At 63.8% G+C, this 25,221-nt stretch carries 26 protein-coding genes and 2 tRNA genes; 20 read left to right on the top strand and 8 right to left on the bottom strand.

The window, feature by feature from the left end; translation table 11 throughout:
• Positions 1-50 precede the first annotated feature (50 nt).
• The 9 genes from AAGW05_RS06015 (at position 51) to AAGW05_RS05975 (ending at position 8,531) form a co-directional block, all read left to right on the top strand.
• Positions 51-653 carry a PadR family transcriptional regulator gene (locus AAGW05_RS06015; protein ID WP_411803579.1) on the top strand — a complete coding sequence of 201 codons (603 nt, stop codon included), beginning with the start codon at positions 51-53 and terminating at the stop codon, positions 651-653.
• Between the two features lie 52 nt (positions 654-705).
• Positions 706-2,175: a DHA2 family efflux MFS transporter permease subunit gene (locus tag AAGW05_RS06010; protein ID WP_411803578.1), complete on the top strand. Its 1,470-nt coding sequence runs from the start codon at positions 706-708 to the stop codon at positions 2,173-2,175.
• A gap of 133 nt (positions 2,176-2,308) precedes the next feature.
• Complete coding sequence (locus tag AAGW05_RS06005; protein ID WP_411803577.1) at positions 2,309-2,971, top strand: MOSC domain-containing protein; 663 nt, start codon at positions 2,309-2,311, stop codon at positions 2,969-2,971.
• Positions 2,972-3,377: 406 nt separating this feature from the next.
• A complete protein-coding gene (locus tag AAGW05_RS06000) occupies positions 3,378-5,339 on the top strand; it encodes a DEAD/DEAH box helicase (protein ID WP_411803576.1) in 1,962 nt (653 codons plus the stop codon).
• 287 nt (positions 5,340-5,626) lie between these two features.
• Positions 5,627-5,698: transfer RNA gene (locus AAGW05_RS05995), tRNA-Thr, on the top strand.
• Between the two features lie 65 nt (positions 5,699-5,763).
• Positions 5,764-5,837, top strand: a tRNA-Met gene (locus AAGW05_RS05990).
• A 136-nt stretch (positions 5,838-5,973) separates the two neighbouring features.
• A complete protein-coding gene (locus tag AAGW05_RS05985) occupies positions 5,974-6,636 on the top strand; it encodes an NAD(P)H-binding protein (protein ID WP_411803575.1) in 663 nt (220 codons plus the stop codon).
• 10 nt (positions 6,637-6,646) lie between these two features.
• Positions 6,647-8,221, top strand: a complete 1,575-nt coding sequence (locus AAGW05_RS05980) for a Na+/H+ antiporter (protein ID WP_411803574.1) — start codon at positions 6,647-6,649, stop codon at positions 8,219-8,221.
• Positions 8,222-8,264: 43 nt separating this feature from the next.
• Entirely contained in the window at positions 8,265-8,531 is a 267-nt protein-coding gene (locus tag AAGW05_RS05975; protein ID WP_411803573.1) for a GNAT family N-acetyltransferase, read from the top strand.
• On the opposite strand, the gene AAGW05_RS05970 is transcribed toward AAGW05_RS05975, so the two are convergent.
• Positions 8,528-9,097, bottom strand: a complete 570-nt coding sequence (locus AAGW05_RS05970) for a GNAT family N-acetyltransferase (RefSeq protein WP_411803572.1) — start codon at positions 9,095-9,097, stop codon at positions 8,528-8,530. The two genes, AAGW05_RS05975 and AAGW05_RS05970, sit on opposite strands and share 4 nt — an antisense overlap.
• A gap of 157 nt (positions 9,098-9,254) precedes the next feature.
• On the opposite strand from AAGW05_RS05970, the gene AAGW05_RS05965 reads away from it, so the two are divergent.
• The 3 genes from AAGW05_RS05965 (at position 9,255) to AAGW05_RS05955 (ending at position 11,633) form a co-directional block, all read left to right on the top strand.
• Positions 9,255-10,127, top strand: coding sequence for an HpcH/HpaI aldolase/citrate lyase family protein (locus tag AAGW05_RS05965; protein WP_411803571.1), 873 nt, complete (start codon positions 9,255-9,257; stop codon positions 10,125-10,127).
• A 4-nt stretch (positions 10,128-10,131) separates the two neighbouring features.
• The gene (locus AAGW05_RS05960; protein ID WP_411803570.1) at positions 10,132-11,061 is read left to right on the top strand and encodes a DUF2797 domain-containing protein; all 930 of its coding nucleotides are present in this window, start codon (positions 10,132-10,134) and stop codon (positions 11,059-11,061) included.
• Positions 11,062-11,384: 323 nt separating this feature from the next.
• Positions 11,385-11,633: a DUF3188 domain-containing protein gene (locus AAGW05_RS05955; protein WP_411803569.1), complete on the top strand. Its 249-nt coding sequence runs from the start codon at positions 11,385-11,387 to the stop codon at positions 11,631-11,633.
• A gap of 120 nt (positions 11,634-11,753) precedes the next feature.
• Here AAGW05_RS05955 and AAGW05_RS05950 read toward each other — a convergent pair whose 3' ends face one another.
• Complete coding sequence (locus AAGW05_RS05950) at positions 11,754-13,310, bottom strand: MFS transporter (RefSeq protein WP_411803568.1); 1,557 nt, start codon at positions 13,308-13,310, stop codon at positions 11,754-11,756.
• Between the two features lie 79 nt (positions 13,311-13,389).
• Between AAGW05_RS05950 and AAGW05_RS05945 the strand changes: the two genes are divergently transcribed.
• The 8 genes from AAGW05_RS05945 to AAGW05_RS05910 all read left to right on the top strand — a co-directional run bounded on the left by AAGW05_RS05945 (position 13,390) and on the right by AAGW05_RS05910 (position 20,993).
• A complete protein-coding gene (locus tag AAGW05_RS05945) occupies positions 13,390-13,956 on the top strand; it encodes a TetR/AcrR family transcriptional regulator (protein ID WP_411803567.1) in 567 nt (188 codons plus the stop codon).
• Positions 13,957-13,994: 38 nt separating this feature from the next.
• Positions 13,995-14,444: a MaoC family dehydratase N-terminal domain-containing protein gene (locus AAGW05_RS05940; protein ID WP_411803566.1), complete on the top strand. Its 450-nt coding sequence runs from the start codon at positions 13,995-13,997 to the stop codon at positions 14,442-14,444.
• Complete coding sequence (locus tag AAGW05_RS05935; protein WP_411803565.1) at positions 14,444-14,884, top strand: MaoC family dehydratase; 441 nt, start codon at positions 14,444-14,446, stop codon at positions 14,882-14,884. Before AAGW05_RS05940 ends, AAGW05_RS05935 begins: the two co-directional genes overlap by 1 nt.
• Positions 14,881-16,179 carry an MFS transporter gene (locus AAGW05_RS05930; RefSeq protein WP_411803564.1) on the top strand — a complete coding sequence of 433 codons (1,299 nt, stop codon included), beginning with the start codon at positions 14,881-14,883 and terminating at the stop codon, positions 16,177-16,179. The genes AAGW05_RS05935 and AAGW05_RS05930 overlap by 4 nt, the downstream gene beginning before the upstream one ends.
• A 9-nt stretch (positions 16,180-16,188) precedes the next feature.
• A complete protein-coding gene (locus AAGW05_RS05925) occupies positions 16,189-17,274 on the top strand; it encodes a UDP-N-acetylmuramate dehydrogenase (protein ID WP_411803563.1) in 1,086 nt (361 codons plus the stop codon).
• A gap of 205 nt (positions 17,275-17,479) precedes the next feature.
• Positions 17,480-18,481, top strand: a complete 1,002-nt coding sequence (locus tag AAGW05_RS05920; protein WP_411803562.1) for a type IV toxin-antitoxin system AbiEi family antitoxin domain-containing protein — start codon at positions 17,480-17,482, stop codon at positions 18,479-18,481.
• Positions 18,482-18,699: 218 nt separating this feature from the next.
• A complete protein-coding gene (locus AAGW05_RS05915; protein ID WP_411803561.1) occupies positions 18,700-19,827 on the top strand; it encodes a fatty acid desaturase family protein in 1,128 nt (375 codons plus the stop codon).
• 35 nt (positions 19,828-19,862) lie between these two features.
• The gene (locus AAGW05_RS05910) at positions 19,863-20,993 is read left to right on the top strand and encodes a winged helix DNA-binding domain-containing protein (protein WP_411803560.1); all 1,131 of its coding nucleotides are present in this window, start codon (positions 19,863-19,865) and stop codon (positions 20,991-20,993) included.
• A gap of 82 nt (positions 20,994-21,075) precedes the next feature.
• On the opposite strand, the gene asd is transcribed toward AAGW05_RS05910, so the two are convergent.
• The 6 genes from asd to AAGW05_RS05880 form a co-directional block, all read right to left on the bottom strand.
• Positions 21,076-22,212, bottom strand: coding sequence for an aspartate-semialdehyde dehydrogenase (asd, locus tag AAGW05_RS05905; protein WP_411803559.1), 1,137 nt, complete (start codon positions 22,210-22,212; stop codon positions 21,076-21,078).
• A gap of 120 nt (positions 22,213-22,332) precedes the next feature.
• Positions 22,333-22,530 (bottom strand): hypothetical protein, encoded by a 198-nt coding sequence (locus AAGW05_RS05900; protein WP_411803558.1) that lies wholly within the window; start codon positions 22,528-22,530, stop codon positions 22,333-22,335.
• A gap of 22 nt (positions 22,531-22,552) precedes the next feature.
• The gene (locus tag AAGW05_RS05895; RefSeq protein WP_411803557.1) at positions 22,553-22,999 is read right to left on the bottom strand and encodes a hypothetical protein; all 447 of its coding nucleotides are present in this window, start codon (positions 22,997-22,999) and stop codon (positions 22,553-22,555) included.
• 348 nt (positions 23,000-23,347) lie between these two features.
• Positions 23,348-23,524 (bottom strand): hypothetical protein, encoded by a 177-nt coding sequence (locus AAGW05_RS05890; protein ID WP_411803556.1) that lies wholly within the window; start codon positions 23,522-23,524, stop codon positions 23,348-23,350.
• 294 nt (positions 23,525-23,818) lie between these two features.
• Positions 23,819-24,397, bottom strand: coding sequence for a dihydrofolate reductase (locus AAGW05_RS05885; RefSeq protein ID WP_411803555.1), 579 nt, complete (start codon positions 24,395-24,397; stop codon positions 23,819-23,821).
• Complete coding sequence (locus AAGW05_RS05880; RefSeq protein WP_411803554.1) at positions 24,394-25,212, bottom strand: thymidylate synthase; 819 nt, start codon at positions 25,210-25,212, stop codon at positions 24,394-24,396. Before AAGW05_RS05880 ends, AAGW05_RS05885 begins: the two co-directional genes overlap by 4 nt.
• Between the last annotated feature and the right edge of the window lie 9 nt (positions 25,213-25,221).

The raw sequence follows: 25,221 nt of genomic DNA, 5'->3' as shown, positions 1-25,221 counted from the left end.
GGCGGCTCACGGGCTTAGCTGGTCATAAACGTATTAGTAATATTATGACTATGACTAAACGTTCGCCTCTGGCGCTTGCCGTGCTGGCCCTGTTGCTGGAAAGGCCCATGCATCCCTATCGCATGCAGCAGCTCATCACCCTGCGCGGCAAGGACAGGGTCATCAACGTCAGCCAGCGTGCCAGCCTCTACAGCACCATTGAGCGGCTGGCCCGCGACGGGCTGATCCGCGTCGCCGAGGTTGAGCGCGACGGCTCCCGCCCCGAACGCTCCGTCTATGAAATATCCGACGCCGGACGCGTCGCCGCCCGCGAATGGCTCACCGACATGCTCTCTGTGCCCAAGCGAGGCTTCCCTGAATTCCATGCGGCGCTGGCCCACGCCCCGGTACTTGAGCCGGGCGAACTGGCCGGGCTGTTGCGCACCCGCCGCGACGCCGTCGCCGCCGAGGTTTACGAGCTGCAAGGGGAGCTGGATGCCGTGGCCGGCTTCCTGCCCCGCGTGGTCCTGCTGGATGCCGAACTTATTGCGCGCGCCCGCACCATGGAACTTGAATTCCTCGACGAGATCCTTGCCGGGCTGGATTCGGGCGCCATGACGTGGAGCCGGGAATCCCTGGCAGCCCTGTCTGAAGCCAACGAACACCACGGGTAATCCCGGCGCCGCCACACTTTTTTTTGCATCACAAAAACCCGAAGGAAACTGCATGAAATCCGCAGCACCGCCCATTGGCAAGGCGCGCACCATCGCCCTTGTCTCCCTGTTCATGGCATCGTTCATGGAACTGCTCGACGCCACCATCGTCAATGTCGCCCTGCCTGACATTGAGCGTGCCCTCGGCGCCCAAAATGCCGAGCTGCAGTGGATGGTTGCCTCCTACACCCTGGCCCTGGCCATCGGCCTGATCACGGGTTCACGCCTTGGTGACATTTACGGGCGCAAGAAGGTCTTCATCATCGGCCTTGTGGCCTTCACCGTGGCATCGGTGCTGTGCGGTGCCGCGATGAACCCCGAAATGCTCATCGCCTCCCGCGCGCTGCAGGGCTTCGCCTCGGCAGCCATGATCCCGCAGGTGCTCTCAAGCCTGCAGGTCATGTACAAGCCGTCGGAGCGCGCCGGCGCCATGGCAGGGTTTTCAGCCCTCGCCGGTGTTGCCGCCGTCTCGGGTCCCATCCTTGGCGCCATCCTGACCAACGCGGACCTCTTTGGCTGGGGCTGGCGCACCATCTTCTTCGTCAACATCCCCGTGGGCATCTTCGCCGTCATCTGCGCCGTGAAATACGTGCCCGAATCGGTGGCTCCCGTGCGGCACAGGCTTGACCTGTCCGGCGTCGTCATTCTTGCGGTGGGCATGCTGGGCATCCTCTACCCCCTGACCATGGGCCGTGAGGAGGGCTGGCCGCTGTGGACGTTCCTGACCATGGCGTTCGGCGTGCTGGTGCTGGCCGGCTTTGTGCTGCTCCAACGCCGTGAGGAAATGCGCGGGGGAGAGCCGCTCGTGGCTGTCTCGCTGTTCAAGAGCCGTCCGTTCGCCGCGGGCATCGCGATGATGTTCTTGTTCTTCATCCCCATGAACGGCTTCTTCCTGATCCAGACCCTGTTCCTGCAGCTCGGGCTGGAGTACCCCATCCTGAAGGCAGGGCTCACCATGATCCCGTTCTCCATCATGGTTCCCGTGCTGGCCGGCATCTCCGCGGCCATCCTTGCCAGGAAGATCGGCCGCGTCGTCCTGCAGCTGGGCCCGCTCGTGATCGCCATCGGCTTTGTGGTGCTCATCTTCACCGTCCAGTCCGTCGGCGGAACCGTGACACCCTGGCACCTCATCGCCGGCCTGGCCCTGAGCGGCGCCGGATTCGGCATGGTCGTGGCGCCGGTGGGCATCTTCGTGCTTTCCGAGGTCCCCGCCAAGTTCGCCGGCAGCGCCTCGGGCCTGTTCAACACCACGAGCCAGCTCGCCGGCGCCCTGGGTGTTGCCATCATCGGCACCATCTTCTTCGACGCGCTCGATGCCAGCACCGCCCACAGCCAGTCGGCCGTGTTCATCGACAGCTTCACGTCCACCATGTGGATCATGGCAGGCGGCATGGTCCTTGCGGCCGCCGCGGCATCCTTCCTGCCGCGCTGGGCCTCGGAGTCCGACGTTTTGGACGAAGCGGTCAAGTTGCCTTCGGCCTGAGCCGACACCAGCCGCCGTCGGCCGTTAAGACGCAGGTTCGCCCATGCCATGCTCGCGATGATCGGGGATCCTGGCACGTTCGCCCGCGGAGCCGGCGTGGCGTATTGAGCCGCCTTCCGGGTAGTTTTATCGCATGAGTGATTCCTCTGCCGGGTCCGTCCTGGCTGTCTGCCGCGTCCACGAACTGCACCCCGACGCCGGGACAGTGGGCGTGACGGCGATCGATAAACGCGCAGTGGAAGGTCCGGTCCGGGTGCGACCGCTGGGCCTCTACGCCGATCTCCAGGCGGATAGGAAAAACCACGGCGGATTGGATCAGGCCATTTACGCCTACGCGCAAGAGGATGCCGAATACTGGAGCGCCGAACTGGGGCGGGACATTCCGCCGGGTCTTTTTGGCGAGAACCTGCGCACCCTTGGCATCGATGCCACGGGTGCCGTGATCGGCGAGCACTGGCGGATCGGTGCCCACGTGCTGCTTGAAGTGACCTCACCACGCGTCCCGTGCGCCACGTTCGCCCGCCGCATGGGGGAGCCGCGTTGGGTGAAGCGGTTCACCGAGGAAGGACGGATCGGCACGTACCTGCGCGTGCTGCACAAGGGAACCATCCAGACCGGGGACGTCATCACTGTTGAGCACGTGCCTGACCACGGGATCACTGTTGGAAAGTTCTTCGCCGACCCCACAGTGGGGGACGTGCTCGCCCTTCAGGCACTGCACGACGCCGGGACCCTCACCCTGGCCGCCGACTACTTGACGCGGTTCCCGAAGATCCTTGCGGCAGCAGCTCGCTGACGCCGGGCCTGTGGAGGTCAGGCACCCGCGGGAGGTCCCGCCGTCGTGCTTGAGAAAGTGCATGTGCCGAAACTCACGGGCTCCCATCGCCTTTCCCTGTATCGTGAAGGTTAGGTATGCCCTACAATTTAACTATCCCCCACTCCGGTATCTCCTTTTATTTTCTGCCCAATTTTTGAGGCAGGAGCCTGAAGTGTTTGGGGCCCGCGGAAGTTGAGCGGGCAAGTAGCGTTCATAGGGGATTGCCGGCAAAGAAACGCCATGCAGTGTTGGTTTTTACAACACTGGCGGCCGCACCAACGGTGCGCACATGGCGCGAGATCCTGCCCGGGATGCCGAGTAGCGGCTGGATTTTATGCAGTGCGGCAACCTCGCCGCCCGCCCTATGAATGAGGACATCTTGACCATGCCCGAAAACTTGACCGATAACTCTCCCGCCGTGGAGGAAGAAGTAAACGAAGTAACCTTCGCCGACATGGGTATTGACGGCCGCGTGCTGTCTGCCCTGAACGATGTTGGCTACGAGAAGCCCTCACCCATCCAGGCCGCAACCATTCCGTTGCTGCTTGAAGGCCGCGACGTCGTCGGCCTGGCCCAGACCGGTACCGGTAAGACTGCAGCATTCGCAGTTCCCGCCCTGTCCCGCATGGCTGAGCTCATGGACCTCAACGGTCCCACCAAGGACACCCAGATCCTGGTCTTGGCACCTACCCGTGAATTGGCCCTTCAGGTCGCCGAAGCATTCACGTCGTACGCCAAGTACATGGACAACTTCTCAGTACTGCCCGTTTACGGTGGCTCTGCCTACGGCCCCCAGCTGGCTGGCCTGCGCCGCGGTGCACAGGTTGTCGTCGGTACCCCCGGCCGCGTCATCGACCACCTTTCAAAGGGCTCCTTGGACCTGTCCAAGCTGCAGTACCTGGTGTTGGATGAAGCTGACGAGATGCTGCGCATGGGCTTCGCCGAAGACGTTGAGCAGATCCTCTCCCAGACACCGAAGGAGAAGCAGGTTGCCCTCTTCTCCGCCACGATGCCCGGCCAGATCCGCCGCATCTCCAAGCAGTACCTGAACAACCCGGCCGAGGTGACGGTCAAGTCCAAGACCACGACCGGCGCCAATACCCGCCAGCGTTACCTGCAGGTCATGGGCCCGCACAAGCTCGATGCTCTGACCCGCGTGCTCGAGGTTGAAGAGTTCGGAGGCGTCATCGCGTTCGTACGCACCAAGATGGCCACCGAAGACCTGGCTGACAAGCTCAAGTCCCGCGGCTTCCAGGCTGCTGCCATCAACGGTGACATTCCGCAGCAGCAGCGTGAACGAACCATCGAAGCGCTCCGCAGTGGCAAAATCGACATCCTTGTTGCCACCGACGTTGCAGCCCGTGGCCTTGACGTGGAACGCATCACGCACGTCATCAACTACGACATTCCGCATGACACCGAGTCCTACGTGCACCGCATTGGCCGTACGGGCCGTGCCGGCCGATCCGGCGACGCGATTCTGTTCATGACCCCGCGCGAGAAGTACCTGCTGCGCGCCATTGAAAAGGCTACGCGCCAGCCGGTGGACCAGATGCACCTGCCGTCCGCGGAAACCATCAACTCGCTGCGCCTGGGCAAGTTCGCTGAGAAGATCACCGAAACCCTGGCCAGCCAGGATGTTGCCAAGTTCCGCGACTTGATTGCCTCTTACGAGCAGGAGCACGACGTTCCGGCGTCGGAGATTGCCGCTGCCTTGGCCGTCATGGCTCAGGGCAACCAGCCGTTGCTCGTCAACGACCTTCCCGCAGCCCCCGAATACCAGAAGAAGGACCGCGCCAAGGACGGCTTCGGCTCACGTGGTCCGACCCGCACGCTGACCGAAGGTAACGCCACCTACCGCATCTCGGTAGGCCGTCGCCAGCGCGTCATGCCCGGCTCCATCGTTGGCGCCATCGCCAACGAAGGCGGCCTGTCCTCCTCGCAGATCGGCGGCATTGACATCCGCGCCGACCACACGCTGGTTGAACTGCCCGCAGACCTGAGCAAGGATCAGTGGAAGGCCCTGAGCCGCACCCGCATCAGCGGTGAGCTCATCAACCTCGAACTGGACAAGGGCCGTCGCCCCTCAGGCGGCGCAACAGGCGCCCCGTACCAGGGCCGTGAAGAGCGTAACGATCGCGGCCAGGGCGGCTTCAAGAAGAAGTTCGACGGCGACCGTGGAGGCTACCGTGGCGGTAACGACCGTGGCGCTGACCGCGGTGCCGACCGCGGCAACGACCGCGGCTTCAGCAGCGATCGCGGCCAGGGCCACACGGGCCACGGTGGCGGCGACCGCCGTCCCCGCCACGAAGGCGGACAGAACTTCAACAGCAAGGGCAAGTGGTAAATACCACTCCCTGCGGAACTAAAAACCCGCGCTAACAGGCCGGCTGCCCACAAGGCAGCCGGCCTTTTTGTTGTCATTTTCACCTCCCTTTTGCCGACGGAAGTTCCATGTGACGCAACTCATGAGCAACGTTGCGAAGAGGTGAAATTTCTTGATATTTAGGGGATTTTGGCGATGAATGGAGATTCGATTCGGGTCATTGGCGCACCTGATTGGGGCTCTGTGGTGCTTGGGGGGAATCTCCGATTTCGCATCAGGCAAAACCACTGGTAAAGTATTTTCTCGTTGCCCCCCTAGCTCAGTGGTAGAGCGCGTTCTTGGTAAGAACGAGGTCACCGGATCGATTCCGGTGGGGGGCTCGCAAATGAGTAAGGCTCGTGTCAAGACGGTTTTGACCGGGGCGGCACGGGCCACTCTCATTTATGGCGGCATAGCTCAGTTGGTTAGAGCGCACGACTCATAATCGTGAGGTCCCGAGATCGAGTCTCGGTGCCGCTACAGAATAAAATCCCCTTCCTGCCAAGTGCAGGGAGGGGCTTTTTTGTATCCGCTACCCCAGGAGGTAGCCCTCGTGCTGGAAACGGTATGTACTGGGAAGCAGGCCGAACGGTTCGACCCACCAGAAGGAGCAGCAGTGAAAAAAGTCTTGATCATTGGCGGGCACGGAAAGATCGCGTTGTTGCTTGCACCCCTATTGACGGCTGCCGGCATGGAGGTCACCTCGGTGATCCGCAACGCCGCCCAGAGCGACGCCGTCGCAGCAACCGGTGCCGTCCCGGTGGTGCACGACGTCGAATCCTCCTCGGTTGCCGAACTCACCGAACTTTTCGCGGGGCAGGATGCGCTCATCTGGTCCGCCGGTGCCGGGGGAGGGGACCCTGCGCGCACCTTTGCGGTTGATCGTGACGCCGCCATCCGGTCCATGGATGCGGCCGCCGCGGCGGGGGTTGGCCGCTACGTCATGGTTTCCTACCTTGGCGCCGGGCCCGACCACGGCGTGCCTGAGGGTGACAGCTTCTTTGCCTACGCCGAGGCCAAGGCCGCTGCAGATGCCCACTTACGTGTTGGTGCCCTACCCTGGACCATCCTGGCTCCGGGCGCTTTGACCCAGGATCCTGCCACGGCTCAGGTGGATCCGACTCCGGCCGCCGAGCGGGATCCCAAGGCGCCACGAAACACTTCACGTGCCAACGTTGCCCTCGTCGCGGCGGCCGTTCTGCAGCGGGCCGAGACAACGGGCCGCACCATCGAATTCACCGACGGGACTGTGCCTGTCGAGGAAGCCCTGACCCCGTAAAGTAAGACGCGTGGAACAGTTTGTACTTATCATTGGACTCCTTTTCGCCACAGTGGTTGCAGTCGGCTTGGGGGACAAGCTCAGGCTGCCCTATCCGGTGCTCATGCTCATCATGGCCGGGGCACTGACATTCATCCCCGGGTTCCCGGACCTGCGCATCGATCCCGAGCTGATCCTGCCGATCTTCCTGCCGCCACTGCTTTTCGCCACTGCGCAGAAGAGCTCCTGGGCTGTTTTCAAGGTCCGCTGGCGGACACTGCTGCTGCTGGCGGTGGCTCTGATCGTGGTGTCCACGATCATGGTGGCGGGAGCGGCCTGGCTGCTGGTCCCCGCCATTGGAATCCCTGCCGCCGTCGCCCTGGGTGCCATGTGTGCCCCGCCCGATCCCGTCGCCGTTGATTCCATTGCCGGCCGTGTCCACATGCCGCGCAGACTCATCACGGTGCTCCAAAGCGAGGGCTTGTTCAACGACGCCGCGGCCATCGTCATCTTCCAGGCGGCGGTCGCCAGCGCCATGGACGGCCAACCGTTCGGGATCGGCGTTGTGGGGAAGTTCCTCCTCGGTGCGGCCGTTGCCGTGCTGGTTGGCATGGTCATGGGCTGGGTCACGGGCCTGATTACAAGGCTCATCACCTCCCCGGTTGCGCGCAGTGCAGTGACGCTCGTGGTGCCCTTTGCCGCCTACATCCTGGCCGAGGAGGTGCATGCCTCAGGCGTCATCGCCGTCGTCGTCACCGCCCTTGAAATGAAGCGCCATGCCCGCGCGGAGGACGCGACCGAACGCATCACGCGCGCCGCTTTTTGGGACGTTGTTGAACTGCTGGTGACAGGGCTGGCCTTTGGCCTCGTGGGGCTGGAAATGCGCGAGGTCATCAAGGAGGAAGGCTCGGCGATTTGGGGCATGCTCCCCCTGGCTGCGGCCATCAGCGTGCTTGTCATACTTGTCAGGTTCCTGTGGTTTGGCCTGCTGGCGTTGGCCTCCCGGAAAGGCGACGGCGACCTGCCGCCAACCAGCCTCAAGGACGTCGTGATTCTCACCTGGTGCGGAATGCGCGGCCTGGCCACACTCGCACTGGCCCTCGCGCTGCCAACGGCCCTGCCCAACGGTGCAGACTTCCCTGCCAGGCACGAGATCATTGTGGTGGCCTGCGCCGTCCTGCTCATCACGCTGGTACTGCCGGGACTGACCCTGCCGTGGCTCATGAGGGCTCTTAAGGCAACTGACGACGGCGCCGAGGAGCGTCAGGCGGCCACGGTCCTAGCCCTGCGCGCCCAGGAGGCAGCAGTTGCCGCCTTGCGCGACCATGCGCTGATCAAGGAACTGCCGATGGAGAAGATCGCCCTGGTCAAGTCAAAGATGCAGCGTCTGCATGCCGAACTGCTCGATGGGAGCTTGAAGAACGAGGACCAGGACGAGCGCCGCCGACGTGGCAGGGAATTGGCGATCGCCGTCCAAACCATCGCTCTCGACGCCGCGCGCAGCGAGGTCCTGAGCGCCCGCAACGAACCCGATGCCGATCCCGAGGTGGTTGACAGGGTGTTGCGGCAACTTGACCTGCGCACCATGGTCATGCCGGAAAGTTAGGAAATACCGATGCAGACAACGTAGCGCCTGATCCTGTCCCAACATGGAGGACGTTGACGGGATGCATGCCATCTGCAGTGATGCCCGGGTGTGGACCCACTTCACCAGCCTTCGGCAGGTAGACGTTGAGCAGACCCGCACAACGCTGGAGCAGTTCATGGCCACATGGGAGAAGGACGGTCAGCGCCCCTGGGTTGTCAGGCTTCCCGGCAGACCGGAGATCATCGGGCAGGGCGGCTGTTCCGTCAAGGACGACGTCTTTTGGAATCTCCGGTGCCGTTTTGCCCCGGCCGTCCAGGGGTGCTGCTAGCGGGTGCTGCCCGCAACAGCTTCGCTATGGGGGTCATCACGCAGGATTGAGAACAGCAGCGAGTCCCGCCGGGTCCCGTGGACGAGCCTGTGGGAGCGCAGCACGCCCTCCTGGGTGAAGCCGCTCTTTTGCAGCACTCGGATTGAACCGATGTTCCCCGGGTGGCAGGTGGCTGTGATGCGTTCCAGGCCGAGCGGGCCGAATCCGAGCCCCAGCAGCTGGCTGACGGCTTCGGTGGCGTAGCCGCGGCCCCAGTGGGCGCGATGGAGCGTGTAACCGAGTTCGCCATTGCGGTCGTGCGGGTCGGTGGTCCATATGGATACTGAGCCGATGGCCGTTCCGTTCAGCACGGCGGCGAGCGTGAAGGCCGACAAATCAGCCTGGGGTAGGGGCCGCGCCGCATCCTCGACGAACGCCGTCGTCTGCACCAGCGTATTGGGACCCCACGTGGACCAGCGGACCACTTCGGGATCGGAGCAGTATTCGTGCACGGCCGGGATGTCTGCGGGCGTGAAACGGCGGAAGCTGAGCCCCGAACTGTCCGTACGGGCCCTGGAAATGGTCATGAAGTGCCCGTTCACTCGGTTGCGTTGTCCCCATCGTAGCGGCGCACGGTTGCAGGCCGGTCCGCCCTCTCCAACTGGAGCATTGGGCCAATGGAAGGCAGTAGACGTTGTGGAAAGGAAAGTCGAATCTTTACCGCTTGCCGTATACGGTAGATATATGACCAGCACTTTCGGCCACGAAGCCACCCCCGCACCCGTCCGCACCCGCAACATCCCGGCTGAAATCGCCCGCTCGTGGCTTTTGGTGCCCGCGACCCGCCCCGAGATCTTCGACGAGTCCGCGGCCTCCCGCGCAGACGCCGTCGTGCTTGACATTGAAGACGCAGTGGACCCGAAGAAGAAGGACGACGCCCGCGAGGACGTGATCAACTGGCTGCGCAACGGCGGCCAGGCCTGGGTCCGCATCAACGACGTCCACTCAAAGTTCTGGGCCGACGACGTCGCTGCCCTCCGCAACACCCCCGGCCTGCTCGGCGTCATGCTGGCCAAGACCGAGCAGGCTGAACAGGTCAAGGAGACCTACCACCGCCTCGACGGCAAGACCCGCGTCCTGGCGCTGGTGGAATCCGCCCTCGGAATTGAGGAGGCGAACAACATCGCCCGCGCTGAAGGTGCCTTCCGCCTCGCCTTTGGATCAGGGGACTTCCGACGCGACACCGGCATGGCCGCGGACCGCGAAGCCATGGCCTACCCCCGAGCAAAGCTCGTCGTGGCCAGCCGTGTCGGTAACCTGCCCGGCCCCATCGACGGCCCCACCGTGGGCACCAACCACCCGATCCTGCGCGAGCAGTCGGCCATCACTGTCTCCATGGGCATGACCGGCAAGCTGGCCCTTGCCATCGACCAGACGACCATCATCAACGAGGTCATCAGCCCCACCCCGACAGACGTCGCCTGGGCCACGGACTTCATGAACGATTTCAACGCCCGCGGCGGAGTCATCCGCGACGGCTCCGACCTGCCGCGGTTGGGCCGCGCCGAAAAGATCATGAAGCTCGCCGTCGCCTACGGTGTCCAGCCGGCGCTCTAGCACCATGTCCAAGGGGCCGGCCGGCGGCGGGCTGGTGCGCGCGGTGAGCTGGGGTCCAAGCGGGCCCTCGCTGTCACTCACAACGCACGACGGCGACACCCGCCTTCCGCTGGAACCCGGGCACTGGCTGCGGTTCAGTGTGGCGTCCGGCGACGGCGTCCCGGCCCGATACTGTCTGGGGTTCACCAGCGTGCAGGGACCGGAAGAGTCCGTGCATTCCCCCTGCCCCACGGGGCTGGCGGCCGAACGTGGATTCCAGTGCGGGACCTGCTTCGCCAAGGACGACTTCAGGTTCATGCACGACTTCCACCGCAGCGGCATCGCACCTGCCGGCCTCAAGCTGTACCTGGCCCAACAGCATTGGCTCTACATTGCCACCTTCGCCGACGGCACCACGAAGGTCGGTACAGCCTCAAACCGCAGCAAGTGGACGCGACTGGCCGAGCAGGGAGCCCTCGTGGCCCGCTATGTGGCCCGTGCCAGCGACGGTTCAGTGGTCCGCAACCTCGAGGACGCGGTATCGACGAACCTGCCGCCCGTGCAGTTCGTGCGCGGCGCCGCCAAGTTTGCCGCACTGCTGCATCCCCGGCCACCCCTGCACCTTGAGCAGAGCAACAAGGCGATGGCCGACGTCGTGCGCGACTACGTGGCCGGCCTGCCACTTGACGGCTTCGAACCTGTGGACGAGCAATGGGTGCGCAGCGGGCTGTCGGAGGCCGTGGCACAGCCGGGCCGCCGCACCGCCTACCCGCAGCCACTGGATGCGGGGGAGCACGGCATGCGGCTGGAATCCATGCTTGGGCCCACCGCGCTGGTGGGCCTTGATGGCGTGGAGGGTGAGTTCCTGGTCGACCTCGGTGGACTCAAGGGCCGCAGGATCAACTTCGGCGACTACAGCACTGACGTGCCGGCGCTGCAGGAGTCGCTCTTCTAGTCCCGGGCCGCTCCCACCGTTCGCAAGCTCGCGGCCAGTAGCGTCTACTGGCCTCCCAAAACTCGCTGCGCTCCCCGGCCGCTCCCACCGTTCGCAAGCTCGCGGCGGGCCCCTCGCGGCCGTGGGCCCACCGGGTCCCTCGGCCAGTAGCGTCTACTGGCCTCCCAAAACTCGCTGCGCTCCCCGACCGCTCCCACCGTTCGCAAGCTCGCGGCGGGCCCCTCGCGGCCGTGGGCCCACCGGGTCCCTCGGCCGGTAGCGTCTACTGGCCTCCCAAAACTCGCTGCGCTCGTTTCGGGTCCCTCGGCCAGTAGACTTGGACCGTGCTTAACGACTTCTGGGAAACCGCTCCGGCTGGCTACAAATACGCTGTTTTTGGCGGAATGGGCCTGACCTTCATCGGCATCATCATCATCATTCTTGGTGCCATCACCTCCACGGCCGCCATGACCTACATCGCCCTGCCGTTCATCGGCGTTGGGCTGCTGTGCCACATGGCCTCCCTTGGCCTGCGCGGGCGTAGCATCCGCAAGGAACTCAAGGCTGCAGAGAAGCGCAGCCAGCAGAAATAACGCGGCCCGCCCGGCGCCTGCGTTTCAAACTGCAGCTGATGCGATAAATCAGCCCAATTTATCGCATCAGCTGCAGTTTCGAACGTGGCGGTGCACCTTGAGGCTTTGTCAGGTCTTGCTTTAGTGGTTGACCGGCTCCGGGTTTGCGTCCGCGCTGCGCAGGGTCCACAGGCACATCAGGGCCGCACCGAGCATGAGCACAACGCTGACCATGGCCACGGTGCCGGATCCGGAGTCGAAGGCGTGCTTGGCCGACTCCAGAAGCGCGGTGCCCTGCTGTGGGGGCAGCGTGCCTGCGACATCGATGGCACCGCCCAGAGTCTGGGAGGCTGTGGTGCCCTGTGCCTCCGGGAGCCCGGCAGGAATCACCACGTTCATCCTGTAGGCCGCGGCAAGGATGCTGCCCAGCACGGCCGTTCCAAGCACCGAGCCCACCTCGTACGCTGTTTCGGAGATTGCCGACGCCGCACCCGCCTTGGCCGGTGGGGCCGCCGCGAGGATTAGGTCGTTGGAGATGGTTTCCGCCATGCCCACCCCGGCGCCGAGGACGGCAAACGCGGCGATGATGCCAATGACCGATCCGTCGGTGTTCAGCCAGACAATCAGGAAGCCTGTGGCGTTCAGCAGCAGGCCACCTGCCACCAGGTAGGCCGGCTTGAACCGGCCCGCCAGCGACGCTGCCAGAAGACCCGAAACGATGGTGATGGCCAAGCCGGGGACCAGGACATAAGCGGCGTGGGTGGGGGAAAGTCCCACCACCAGCTGCAGGTGCTGGGTGATGAAGTACAGGAATCCGACCAGGGCGAAGATGCTCAGCAGGTTCGCACCCACGCTGCCGCTGAAGACAGGATTCTGGAACAGCGTCACATCCATCATGGGGTTCGGGCGGCGAAGCTGCCGGCGCACAAACAACGTGCCGAGGGCAATGCCTGCAACTATGAGTGCCACGTTGATGGCGGAGAAGCCCGACTGGGCAATTTCCTTGATCCCGAAAATCAGCGGAACCATGGCGCCGAAGGTCAAAAGGATGCTCACGACGTCGATCTTGCCGGGGTTCGGGTCCTTGGATTCGGGGACGAAAATCGGCGCGAGGATCAGCAGGGGGATCAGCACAGGCACCGACATCAAGAACACTGCACCCCACCAGAAGTGCTCAAGGATGAAGCCGCCCACGATCGGGCCAAGTGCGGCGCCCCCGGAGAAGCCGGCCGCCCAGATGGCGATGGCCTTGCGGCGCTGGTCCGGATGCAGGAACAAGTTGCGGATTAGCGACAGCGTTGAAGGCATCAACATGGCGCCAAACAAGCCCAGCAGTGCACGGTAGCCGATGAGGGCGCCGGCGCTCGGGGCAAAGGCCGCGAACACGGAGACGATGGCGAAGCCGGTGCTGCCGATCAGCAGCAGTTTGCGCCGGCCGAACCTGTCGGCCATGCTGCCCATGGGCACCAGCAGGGCGGCAAGGACCAGCGGGTAGACGTCAATGATCCACAGCAGCTCGGAGGCTGAGGGGGTTAGTGCGAGTGAGATCGAGGGAATGGCGAAACTGAGCACCGTGTTGTCCACCGATACCAGCAAGACAGGCAGCATGAGGACCGCCAGGGCGATCCAGGTGCGGAAGCCTGCCCGTGGCGGGGTCTGAGGCAAATCGGTTTTCGGGGTGGTTGCTTTCGTCGCCATATTAAGAGTGTAAACCTCCCGGACGGTTTTTGTGTACCGTCTGGACGGTGTACTTCATCACTTCTTGTAGGCTTGTTCAATGACTACACAACCCACAGCACGCGACAGGGTGCTTTCGGCCTACGAGGACCTGCTCATCCGCGACGGACCCCGGGCCGCAACCCTTGACGCCGTTGCCACCGCGGCCGGCGTCTCCAAGGGCGGTCTGCTTTACCATTTCAAGAGCAAGGAAGCGCTCAAGGAAGGGCTCCTGGCCAAGCTGCACGACTATGCCGAACTCGACTTCGCCGCCATGGCCCAGGACCCCGAAGGCTGCGCCAGCTACTACGTGCGCACCAGCGTTTTTGGCGGCACCCCCTTCGATCGATCGCTTGTTGCAACCCACCGGCTGATCCAAAGCGACGATGACACTGTCAGGCATGCTTTCGCCGAGTTGCATCGCCGCTGGTTCGAGCTGATCCTCAGTGACATAGGGGATCCGGCAGTGGCCCGTGCGGTCATGCTTTTGGGGGACGGGCTGTATTACAACGCGGCACTTTTTGGTTTCCCCACGGGAGTCAAGGACGACGTCGAATCCCAGGGAAACGTTGATGTCGATTCACTCCTGGCCGTCGTTGCCAAGATGCGGGCCGATGCGCGGTCCTAGTGTGCGCCGGAGTCCATCCGGGAGATAGGCTTTAGCCCATGAGTATCAATCCCGAGCTGCAGGGGCGCAGCTACCGTTTAGGTGAAATTTACAGTGTTGGCAGGGAGTCCATTCGCGATTTTGCCAGGGCAGTCAAGGCTGGCAATGAGGCGCATTTCGATGTTGCCGCGGCCCGGGCCCTGGGCCATGCCGACCTGGTGGCCCCGCCCACCTACGCCATCATCGTCGCCCAGCGCGCGGATGCGCTCCTGATCAATGATCCCGACTCTGGCATCGACTTCTCACGTGTGGTGCACGCCGAGCAGCGGTTCACCCACCACCGTGCCATTGTTGCCGGGGATGAACTGCTCGCCGAACTGCACGTGGACACCGTCCGCGGCATGGGCGGCGGGGCCATGATCACCACCCGCGCCGAAATTTCAACGGTCGACGGCGCTGCCGTCGCCACCACCGTGTCCGCCATCCTGGTCCGTGGGGAGGGGCAGTAATGACCCAGTCAGCCGTAACTATTGCAGATTTGTCCGTGGGCACCGAAATCGGCTCACGCACCCTGGAGATCTCCCGCGCGGACCTCGTGAAGTACGCAGGCGCCTCGGGGGACTTCAACCCCATTCACTGGAACGACCGCTTTGCCCGCGAGGTGGAACTGCCCGGCGTCATCGCCCACGGCATGTTCACCATGGGCGCCGCCGTGCAGCTGGTGACCGACTGGGTCGGCGACCCGGCCGCCGTCCTGTCTTATGGCACGCGCTTCACCAAGCCCGTCCCCGTCGCAGACGTCGACGGCGCACCGGGTGCCGTCGTTGAGGTCGTCGGCGTTGTGGGCGCCCTGGATTCCGACGCCGGAACCGCACGCATCGATTTGACCGTCACCCTCGAGGGCCAAAAAGTTCTCGTCAAGGCACAAGCCACGGTCCGCCTGGCGTGAGCCAGGTGACGGCCTGGCGCAACGGTGTAGTCACCGCGTACGCCGGTTCCGGGCTGGTCTTTGCCACCTGGGTTTCACGTATCCCCGCCATCCGCGACGACCTGGGCCTGACCCCGGGCCAAGTGGGGCTGATGCTGCTGTGCATGTCGCTGGGTTCATTTGTCTCGGTGGCCGCCTCCGGGCTGATCGTGCTGCGCCTCGGCTCAAAACTGACGTCACGTCTGGGCAGCATCATCCAAACAGTGGGCATCATCATCATGGGTTTGGGTGCCACGGTGTTTTCGGATGCGCTGGTTGTGGGCACAGGGCTGGTCATGGTCGGCCTGGGGACAGGCAGTTGGAACACCTCCTCGAACATTGAGGGTGCTGCCGTTGAACGGGCACTTGGACGCCACATCATGCCGCGCTTGCACGGCGCGTTCAGCATCGGCACCGTGGTTGGCGCCGGCGTCGGCGCGTTGGCGGCGTCCATGCACGTACCCGTGGCGATACATGTGTCCGTCATTGCGATTGCCGTCTGCAGTGCAGTGCTGATCGGGGCGGGTCACTACCAGGCTGACAGGCTCACCTCCTCCGGCACCATGGTGGACCTTACGGATTCCAGCGGCGGCCCGGGCACAGGTCCCATCCCCGTCATCGACGGCGCAAAGGCCGCCGGAGTGGACATGGCCCACAAGGCTGCCAAGCGTGCCGGGACGGCCAAGATTGCCGCTGCCTGGCGGGATCCGCGCACCCTAATGCTTGGCGCGCTCGTGCTGGGCCTGGGCCTGGCGGAGGGCGCCGCCGGTGACTGGGTGGCCCTGGCCATGGTCGACGGCTACAACTCAACTGCCGCGGTCGGCGCCGTCGGGTACGGCATCTTCGTTTCCGCCATGACGATCGGCCGCTTCGCCGGAACGCTCGTGCTGGACAAGTACGGGCGCGTCATCGTGCTGCGCGTCGGTGCTGCCCTCGCCGTCGTTGGCCTTGGCCTGTTTGTCGTCGCGCCGACCGCCGAAATTGCACTCGCCGCCCTGGTCTTCTGGGGCCTGGGCTCAGCGCTCGGCTTCCCCGTCGCGATGTCGGCTGCCTCCGATGATCCCGAGCATGCGGCCGCGCGCGTGTCCGTGGTTTCCACCGTGGGCTACGGGGCGTTCCTCGGCGGGCCGCCGCTGCTTGGCCTGCTGGCCGAACACGTCGGGGTGCTGCATTCGCTGCTGGCCGTGCTGCTGATGCTGGTCATCGCCTTCTTCCTCACCCCCGTGGTGCGCCGGCCGGCGTATCTTGACCTCAAGGCTGACGCCCTCACACGATAGTCTTGAACGGTGAATGAGCAAACGTTTCTAAGTTCCCTGACAACCCTCGCAGTGGGCGGCCCCGCCAAGAATTTCATCACGGCCACTACCGAGGCGGACATCATTGCGGCGGTCAGGGCAGCGGACGACGCCGGGGAGCCGCTGCTGATTGTCGGCGGCGGTTCAAACCTTGTGGTTGCCGACGAGGGATTTGCCGGCACCGTCGTGCAGATTGCCAGCCAGGGATACAAGGCTGATTCCCAGGACTCCTGCGGGGGCGCGTCCGTGGTGGTCCAGGCCGGCCACAACTGGGACGACTTCGTCCACCAAACCGTCCTGCATGCCTGGAGCGGGCTTGAGGCGTTGTCCGGTATCCCGGGCAGCGCCGGCGCCACTCCCGTGCAGAATGTCGGCGCCTACGGTTGCGAGGTCGCCCAAACCATCGCCTCGGTGCGAACCTGGGACAGGCAGAACAACGCCGTCCGCACCTTCACAAACCACGAGCTCAAGTTCGGCTACCGTGACTCGCTCCTGAAGGGGGCAACCGTCAACGGATCGCCGCGCTACGTGGTCCTGAGCGTTGAATTCCAGCTCCTGCTGGGCCGCATGAGCGCACCCGTGAAGTACGCAGAACTGGCCCGCCGCCTCGACGTCGAGATTGGCAAGCGCGCCAACTCCCTCGAGCTGCGCCGCACTGTCCTGGCCCTGCGCGCGTCCAAGGGCATGGTCCTTGACCCCGGGGACCGCGACACCTTCTCCACCGGGTCCTTCTTCACCAACCCCATCGTCACGCCCGAACTTGCCGCGACCCTGCCCGCCGACACCCCGCGCTGGCCGGTCGGGGAGCTCGTGAAGCTCAGCGCAGCCTGGCTCATCGAGCATGCGGGGTTCTCCAAGGGCTTCGGCCTGGCGGGTGAGCTGCAGGGCGGAACGCGCGACGCCGGGACCCCGCCGCGCGCCTCCCTGTCCACCAAGCACACCCTCGCCGTCACGAACCGTGGCGGGGCAAGCGCCGACGACGTCCTAACGGTTGCGCGGGAGGTGCGGGACGGCGTCGTGCGCGTCTTTGGCATCACACTGGTGCCGGAACCTGTGCTGGTGGGCTGCACGCTCTGACCCATACCCGCCGAATCAGGGCTCGCGCACCGACCTTTGAGAAATGTCACCGCTACTGGTGTCTGCCACCGTTGTACAGGCGGCAAACACCAGTAGCGGTGGCATTTTTAGCAGCAGCAGCGATGGCCGGGCCACGGCGTCAGAGTTATCCACAGACGCTCATATGCACCTTACGGAGCGGCGGTGGCAGTGCAAGGCTTGAGGCATGAGCCAGCCCCGACTTATTTTGCCAGCCGATCTGCGACGCGATGGGCGCGACCCGACAGCGCTTGTCAGGGCGCACAACAAGGGCGAACTGGTACGTATTCGGCGCGGCGTCTATACGAAGTCCGCCGACTGGAATCAACTGGGCCCGCTGCCACGATACGGTCTGCAGGCTGCTGCCTTTCAGGCGCTGGCACCTAGGCAACCTGTCTTTTGCCATGCCTCGGCTGTACTTCTTTGGGGCCTGTGGATTGTGGGGGTGCCTACGAAATTGCATGTGGTCACTGAAGTCGTGGCGAGCGGGCGCAGCCGCAATGGTGTGGTTCGGCGTGCTGGATCACTGCTTGCACATACGCTGCGTTGCGGGCCTTTCTTGCTGACGGACAAACTGAGCACCACCATGTCCCAGATCAACATGCTCGACTTTCCGTACGCTGTGGCAGTCTGCGATTCAGCACTGAGGGGTCCTGACCGTCGGCACGCTGTCAACTATTTCAGCACCGGGGATCCCAGTCCTAGTCTGCACCAGCCGTCGTGGATGACGGATGGTCCGCAAGGGCCTGCCGTTCTGGTGGAGGAATTACGGGCTGCTGCCGGGTTGCTCGGTAGCAAGGCAGCGCGTGAACGGACCCTCACCGTCATTAACTTTGCCTCCACCTTGTCCGGATCTGCGGGGGAATCCATCAGCCGGGCCAAAATGCATCAACTCGGATTTCCGGCTCCGGTCCTGCAAAAGCAATTCATCCTGCGGGGAGGGGATGCGGCGTTTGTGGATTTTTGGTTCAAGGAACAGAACATGGCGGGCGAATTTGATGGCAGGGCCAAGTATCAGCGAGGCGACTGGGGCGGTGGTTCAGTGGAAGAGCGGCTGTGGAAGGAAAAGCGTCGCGAAGACGACATCCGCAGCCAGGGCATCGGCTTTGTCCGGTGGACGTGGAGCGATGTACGCACTCGTGAGCAGTTTGCCGCCCTGCTCCGCCGTGCGGGATTGCCCCAGCATTAAGGCCCACTGAAGACTGCTCCGGTCCTTCCTCAAAAATGCCACTAACGGCGGCAAGCTTTACGGTCAGGGTTTAGCACATCAACCCATACCCGGGTAGGGGGTCAAGACGGCTCCAGGGTGTGATGTGCACCGCCCGCGTTTTTCTTAGTGTTAATGGAAAGATTCCGATTTTTCTATTACCTGGTGATTCCTTCGGGCGGGCCAGGGCAAGGAGCCTCATGTCGTCTGCAACACTAGAAAGCCCTGATGTACTGGATGAGTCCACAGTCCTGACCAAGACCGCAAGAAAACGTCCTGTGCGCGACCGCCACACCACCGACTTCATCCAGCTGTGCGATGAAGTCCGTGCGGCCGGTCTCATGGAACGTGAGATCCGCTGGTACATTTTCCGCATGGTCCGGCTGGCTCTTGGCTTTGCCGCCGTCGGTGTCATGTTTGTCATGCTCGGGCAGAGCTGGTGGCAACTGGCCACTGCCGTGCTCTTTGCCATCATGTGCACGCTGACCGGCTTCCTCTCCCACGATGCCGCACACCGGCAGATCTTCGCGTCGGCGAAAAAGAACGCATGGACGGCCGTCATATCGGGCAACCTCTTTGTCGGGCTGAGCCACGGCTGGTGGATGAATAAGCACGGCAAGCACCACGCCAACCCGAACAAGATTGGCGTTGACCTGGACATCGCCGCCGGCGCGATTGTCTTCGACCCGGAGTCGGCCGCCAAGCGCACCGGTTTCGCCAAGTGGTTTGCCGCCCACCAGGGCACCTTCTTCTTCCCGCTGTTGAGCCTGTCGGTCCTGGACCTCCACATCAACTCGGTGCGCCGCGTCCTTGACCGCAAGCACGCCATGCCGCACCGCCGCGTCGAAATGGCCCTGCTGTTCGTGCGCCTGGTCGCCTTCCCCGCAGCAGTCCTGATGTTCCTCGGCCCGGTCTTTGGCATCGCCTTCCTGGTGGTCCAGGAACTGGCCCTTGGCCTGTACATGGGTGGCTCCTTCGCCCCGAACCACAAGGGCATGCCGCTGGTTCCCAAGGACGTCAAGATTGACTTCATGCGCCGCCAGACCCTCATGAGCCGCAACATCTCAGGCGGCTGGCTCGTGGACGCCGGCATGGGCGGGCTGAACTACCAGATCGAGCACCACCTGTTCCCGACCATGTCCTCTCGCAACCTCAAGCGCGTCCAGCCCATGGTGCGTGCGTATTGCGCGGAGCGCAACATCACGTACACGGAGACCACGCTCGCGAACTCGTACATGATCGTGATGCGCTACCTGAACCGTGTGGGCCTGGGGGAGCGCGACCCCTTCGAGTGCCCCGTCACGGCCCAGCTCCGCAGCGCCCGCTAGCCCGCCAGCCATTTTGCTGCGGCTAGATTGGGTGCATGAGTCTTAGCGTCACCCCCGCCACCCTGGCCCTGCTTCGACTGAGCAGCCAGGGAATCCTTCCGACGTCCACCAGTCCCGATCCGGGGCCGGTGGACGTCGTGCGTTCACTGACCGCGTTGCAGGGCCAGGACCTCCCGGGTGCCCTGTGGTCGATCGGGCTGCGGGCCCCCGGAAGCACGCGCGCCAACGTCGAGGCAGCGTTCAACAGCGGCGCGATCGTGCGGTCCTGGCCCATGCGCGGTACGTTGCACGTCACGGCCGCCGAGGACCTCGGCTGGATGCTGTCACTGACGTCCGAGCGCATGTACAAGAGCCTTGCCACACGGCACCGCCAGCTGGAGATCACGACGTCGGATGTGGGCCAGGTGCGCGAGCTCTCCCTTGCGCTGCTGGAACAGCCGGGCGGTCGTGCCAGCCGCGATCAGCTTTTTGCGGAGTTCGAACAGGCCGGCCAGGGGACAAAGGCCCAGCGCGGCTACCATTTCCTGCTCCTGCTCTGCCTGGAAGGGACGCTGGTCCAGGGACCCATCAACACGGCTGCGGGCAACGGCAACACCCAGTACTTTGTCAGCGCGGCATCTTGGCTCAAGGAGCCACGGGTCCTGGCCCGGGAACAAGCCCTGGCCGAGTGGGTACTGAGGTATTTCCGCAGCCATGGACCGGCAACCATCAAGGACTTCCAGTGGTGGACCCAACTTACGCTCAAGGACATCAACATTGGACTGGACCAGGTCAAGGGCCAGCTGGAAACCATCGAGTGCAACGGTGTGGAATATTGGCTCGCGCCGGAAACCGCGGAACTGCCCGGCGGCAGGCTTCCCGGAGCCCGCTCGGTGTTGCTGCTGCCTGGTTTTGACGAGTTCCTGCTGGGGTACACGGACCGCAGCGCATCCCTGGCGCCGCACCATGCTCCGCTGACGGTTCCGGGCGGCAACGGCATGTTCAAGGCAACCGTCGTGGCCGGGGGCAGAGTCGCCGGTACGTGGCGGAAAGCGCAAGGTGCCGCGGAGAAGCAAAGGCAACTTGCCGGCGTCGTGCTTCCGGAATTGTTCCATGAGCTGACCTTGAACCAGCGCAAGGCCCTCGAGAAAGCGGCAAGGGGTTACGCCCAATTCCTCACCCCTTAAACATCTATGACGCACTAACTGCACGAAATTCACTCAAGAAAGCGGTTTCCAGTGCAGTAAGTGCGTCACAGACGGGGAAGGGCTATAGCGTGCCGGTGGCGATCTTCAGCATGCGGCGCAACGGCTCGGCTGCACCCCAGAGGAGCTGGTCGCCCACTGTGAACGCGCTGATGTATTCGGGGCCCATCTCCATCTTGCGGATGCGGCCCACGGGGATGTCAAGGGTGCCCGACGCAGCAACAGGGGTCAGGTCCGCCATGGACGCTTCCTTGTTGTTCGGAACCACCTTGGCCCACTCGTTGTCATTGCCCAGAATCGATTCGATCTCGGCGACGGAGAGGTCTTCGCGCAGCTTGAGCGTCAGTGCCTGTGAGTGGGAGCGCATGGCGCCGATGCGCACGCACAGGCCGTCCATGACCACGCGGTTGGCGTCGGTGGTGCCCAGGATCTTGTTGGTCTCGACCCCTGCCTTCCACTCCTCCTTGGACTGTCCGTTGCCTAGGTCCGCATCGATCCAGGGGATCAGCGAGCCGGCCAGCGGCACGCCGAACTGTGAGGAGTCAACGCCTTCGCGCTGGTGGGCCAGGACCTTGCGGTCAATTTCCAAGATGGCCGACGCCGGGTCGTCCAGTTCGGAAGAAACCTCATTGTTGAGCGTGCCGAACTGGTTCAGGAGCTCGCGCATGTGGCGTGCGCCGCCACCAGAGGCTGCCTGGTAGGTCATGGAGGTGCCCCACTCCACCAGCCCGTTTTTGAACAGTCCGCCCAAGCCCATGAGCATGCAGGAGACGGTGCAGTTGCCGCCAACGAAGTCCTTCACGCCTGACGCCAGTCCGGCGTCGATGACGTTGCGGTTGATGGGGTCCAGCACGATGATGGAGTCCTCGTTCATGCGCAGCGTGGAAGCGGCGTCGAGCCAGAGGCCGTCCCAGCCGCGGTTGCGCAGCTCGGTGTGGACGCGGCTGGTGTAGTCCCCGCCCTGGGCGGTCACGATAATGGGAAGTTTGGCCAACGTGTCAATGTCAAAGGCGTCTTCGAGCTTTCCGGCGTCGCCGGCCCCGGTAATGGTGGGGGCAGCGCCGCCAGCATTTGAGGTGGAGAAGAAGACGGGGTTGATATCGCCGAAGTCGCCTTCGTCCTGCATGCGCTGCACCAGGACGGAACCGACCATGCCGCGCCAGCCGACAAGGCCGACGGAAGGAACACTGTTATTGGTCATGGTCCCAGTTTAGTTGGTGGGGCAAATCGGGTGAAGTTGGTGTCACACAGTGAACAAGTACGACGGCGTTCCTTGCCGCCGCGTACGGGTTCAGTCTTCCCCGGGCAGGCCCGACGTAAGTTACTCCGGCCGCTCCAGAGTCATGCCGCGGACCTTGCGCAGCTTGCTTGCCTTGTATTCGCGGGCAAAGGCACAGGCGGAAATTCCCGCGAACACCGAGATGACACGTGAGACCACGAAGAGTCCAACGGAGCTGGTGACGGGCTTCACGGCACTCCCGGCTGAGCCTTTGTACACCCCGTATTCCTCAACGCTCATGCCTTGCCTGAACGCTTCCCGTTCAACCTCCGACGTGTAGTATCCCTTGCTGCCCCGTGCGGAAGGGGCGGGCGGTTCGGGGGCTGGCGTAGTCGAGTCCTTGGGGTTCCGGCTCATGATCAGAGGGCAGCACGCAGAGCGGACAGGGCCGTGGCAGTTCATCACGGCTCAGCCCCGTTTGTTCCACAACATCCGAGGCAGGATCCATGGCCCGTCCCACGGCCCAGGCCCCTGCCTCGGGACGAACCATCAAGTGATCCTCGGAATCCATTGTCCTGCTCAGGACATAGGCTGTTCCCGTGCTTGGTTGGCGCGTATGGTCGGCAATGATGTCCAGTTCAGCGACAGCACCGTCAATCGCAGGATCTTGGGCAAGGGCAAACCAGGCGGACAAGGTGCGGGGCTGCAGCAGCACCTTGACCTTGTCTGACTCGACATGAACCACAGTGTCGATGGAGTCACCGGACATGAGGCTGATTTCGGTTCAGCGGCTTGCCTGGCCCAAGGCGTATGCGAGAGCCATGGCAGGTCCCTCCAGCTCGATGTCATCCCCGCGGGCGGAGGCGAAGCCGCGCGCCAACAATGAGGAGGCACCGGCAACGCAGAGTTGCTCTGATGCCAGCTCATCGGTGAGGCGGAGAACCGCTGCTGATTTGTGGGCCTCCGGAGTTGATGTGGCTCTCAGCAGGTAGGCGATCTCAGCGAAGCCGAACCCGTATGCTTGGACGGCTTAAGGTTGGGACAATATCGGTTGGGCCATGGCCTATGCGATCCGTTCTGTGACGTGGACAAGTTCGAAATGGATGAGCTGTGGGGCCTATCCAAAGCCGAGGAATTTTGCTGCGCCTTTTCCAAGGTCATTGATGCCTTGGCCAACGTCGTCGGCGAACTGACCTGGATCCGTCACGGCTGCGGCGATGCCGTCACCGATGGCCTTGACCCCATTGTCCACGAAATCCTTGACAGCGGGGATCTCATAAACTGCCCAGCCCACGCTGATGACTTGAGCCACCGTGCCGGCTGGCCGTGGCAGGAAGCAGGCCACGCCCAAGCCAGCCAAGACCCCGACCCAACCCGCCTTTGCCGAGCCACTAGGCGTTCCTGGCGGTGAGAAGGTGTTCTTGATGCCGCCGGGCGCAACACCGCCGGAAACCCCACCACTTCCATGAACCGCTCAGGCTCGCCACCGAGGTTGCCGCGGAGTTGGCCGCTCCATTGCGAGGCACAACGCTGGGCGTCGGCTCCCTGCCAGTACCGCGGGGGGTGGACTGCCCATCGCCGCCGACCCCTACTCGGGTGCCTCAAACTCCGTCTCGCCCTTGGCCCACAGGGTGATTCTGTATTCGGTGCCGTTCTTGGCCGTGTGCCAGCCCTCCTTGGGCGTGGCGCCGCGGAACACCCATTCGGGGCCGAGTGCCGGTGCCTGGGTATCTCCGGCAACGTCCGAGTTGATGACGGTAATGACCGCCACATTGCAGTGCTCGCCGAGCTGCTGAAAAATTTGTCCGCCGCCGATGACCCACACCTCGCTGCCGCCGGGGGAGAACTGCGCCTCAACCAGGGCTTCCTCCACGGAGTCAAGCACGACGGCGCCACTGGCCTCGGGTGTGGAACCCCACCCTTGCTGGCGGGTCACCACAATATTGGTGCGCTCCGGCAGGGGGCGGAACTTGGCCGGGAACGAATCCCAGGTCTTCCGTCCCATGACCACGGGGTGGCCCAGGGTGACCCGCTTGAAGTGCGCCAGGTCCTCGGGCAGGTGCCAGGGCATCCCGCCGTCGGCCCCGATGACGCCCTGGTTGGTCTGTGCCCAGATCATGCCAACGATCGGCTGGCTGAAACGGTAAACGGAGGGTGTCTCACTCATATAGCGATCGGCGCCTTAATGGTCGGGTGGTGCTGGTAGTCGACCAGCTCGAAGTCCTCGAAGGTGTAGTCCAGGATCGACGCCGGCTTGCGGGTGAAACGCAGCTTCGGGTACGGGTACGGCTCGCGGGAGAGCTGCTCGGCGACCTGCTCGAGGTGGTCGTCGTAAATGTGCACGTCACCGCCTGTCCAGATGAATTCGCCCGGTTCCATGTCCAGCTGCTGCGCGACCATCATGGTCAGCAGGGCGTAGGAGGCGATGTTGAAGGGGACGCCAAGGAACGTGTCGGCCGATCGTTGGTACAGCTGGCAGCTGAGCCTGCCGCGGCCGTCCTCGGTGGGGGCAACATAGAACTGGAAGAAGGCGTGGCACGGCGGCAGCGCCATGTTTTTCAGCTCGCCCACGTTCCAGGCTGAGACAATGTGCCGGCGCGAATCCGGGTTCTCGCGCAGCGATGCCATGACCTGGGAAATCTGGTCTATGTGCTCGCCGTCGGGAGTGGGCCAGGAGCGCCACTGGACGCCGTAGACGGGACCCAGTTCGCCGTCGTCGTCAGCCCATTCGTTCCAGATCTTGACGCCGTTTTCCTGCAGCCAGCGCACGTTGGAATCGCCGCGCAGGAACCAGAGCAGCTCCATGGCGACTGACTTGAAATGCACGCGCTTGGTGGTGATCAGCGGGAAGCTTTCGGACAGGTCAAAGCGGAGCTGGCGGCCAAAAACGCTGCTCGTGCCGGTGCCTGTGCGGTCCGATTTCGCGGTGCCGTTGGCCAGCACGTCGCGCAGCATGTCCTCGTAGGGGGTCAAAATAGTCACGCCCACAAG

The organism is Arthrobacter sp. LAPM80 (assembly GCF_046736435.1).
GTDB lineage: Bacteria > Actinomycetota > Actinomycetes > Actinomycetales > Micrococcaceae > Specibacter.
This window is presented reverse-complemented; position numbering and strand designations above follow the sequence as displayed.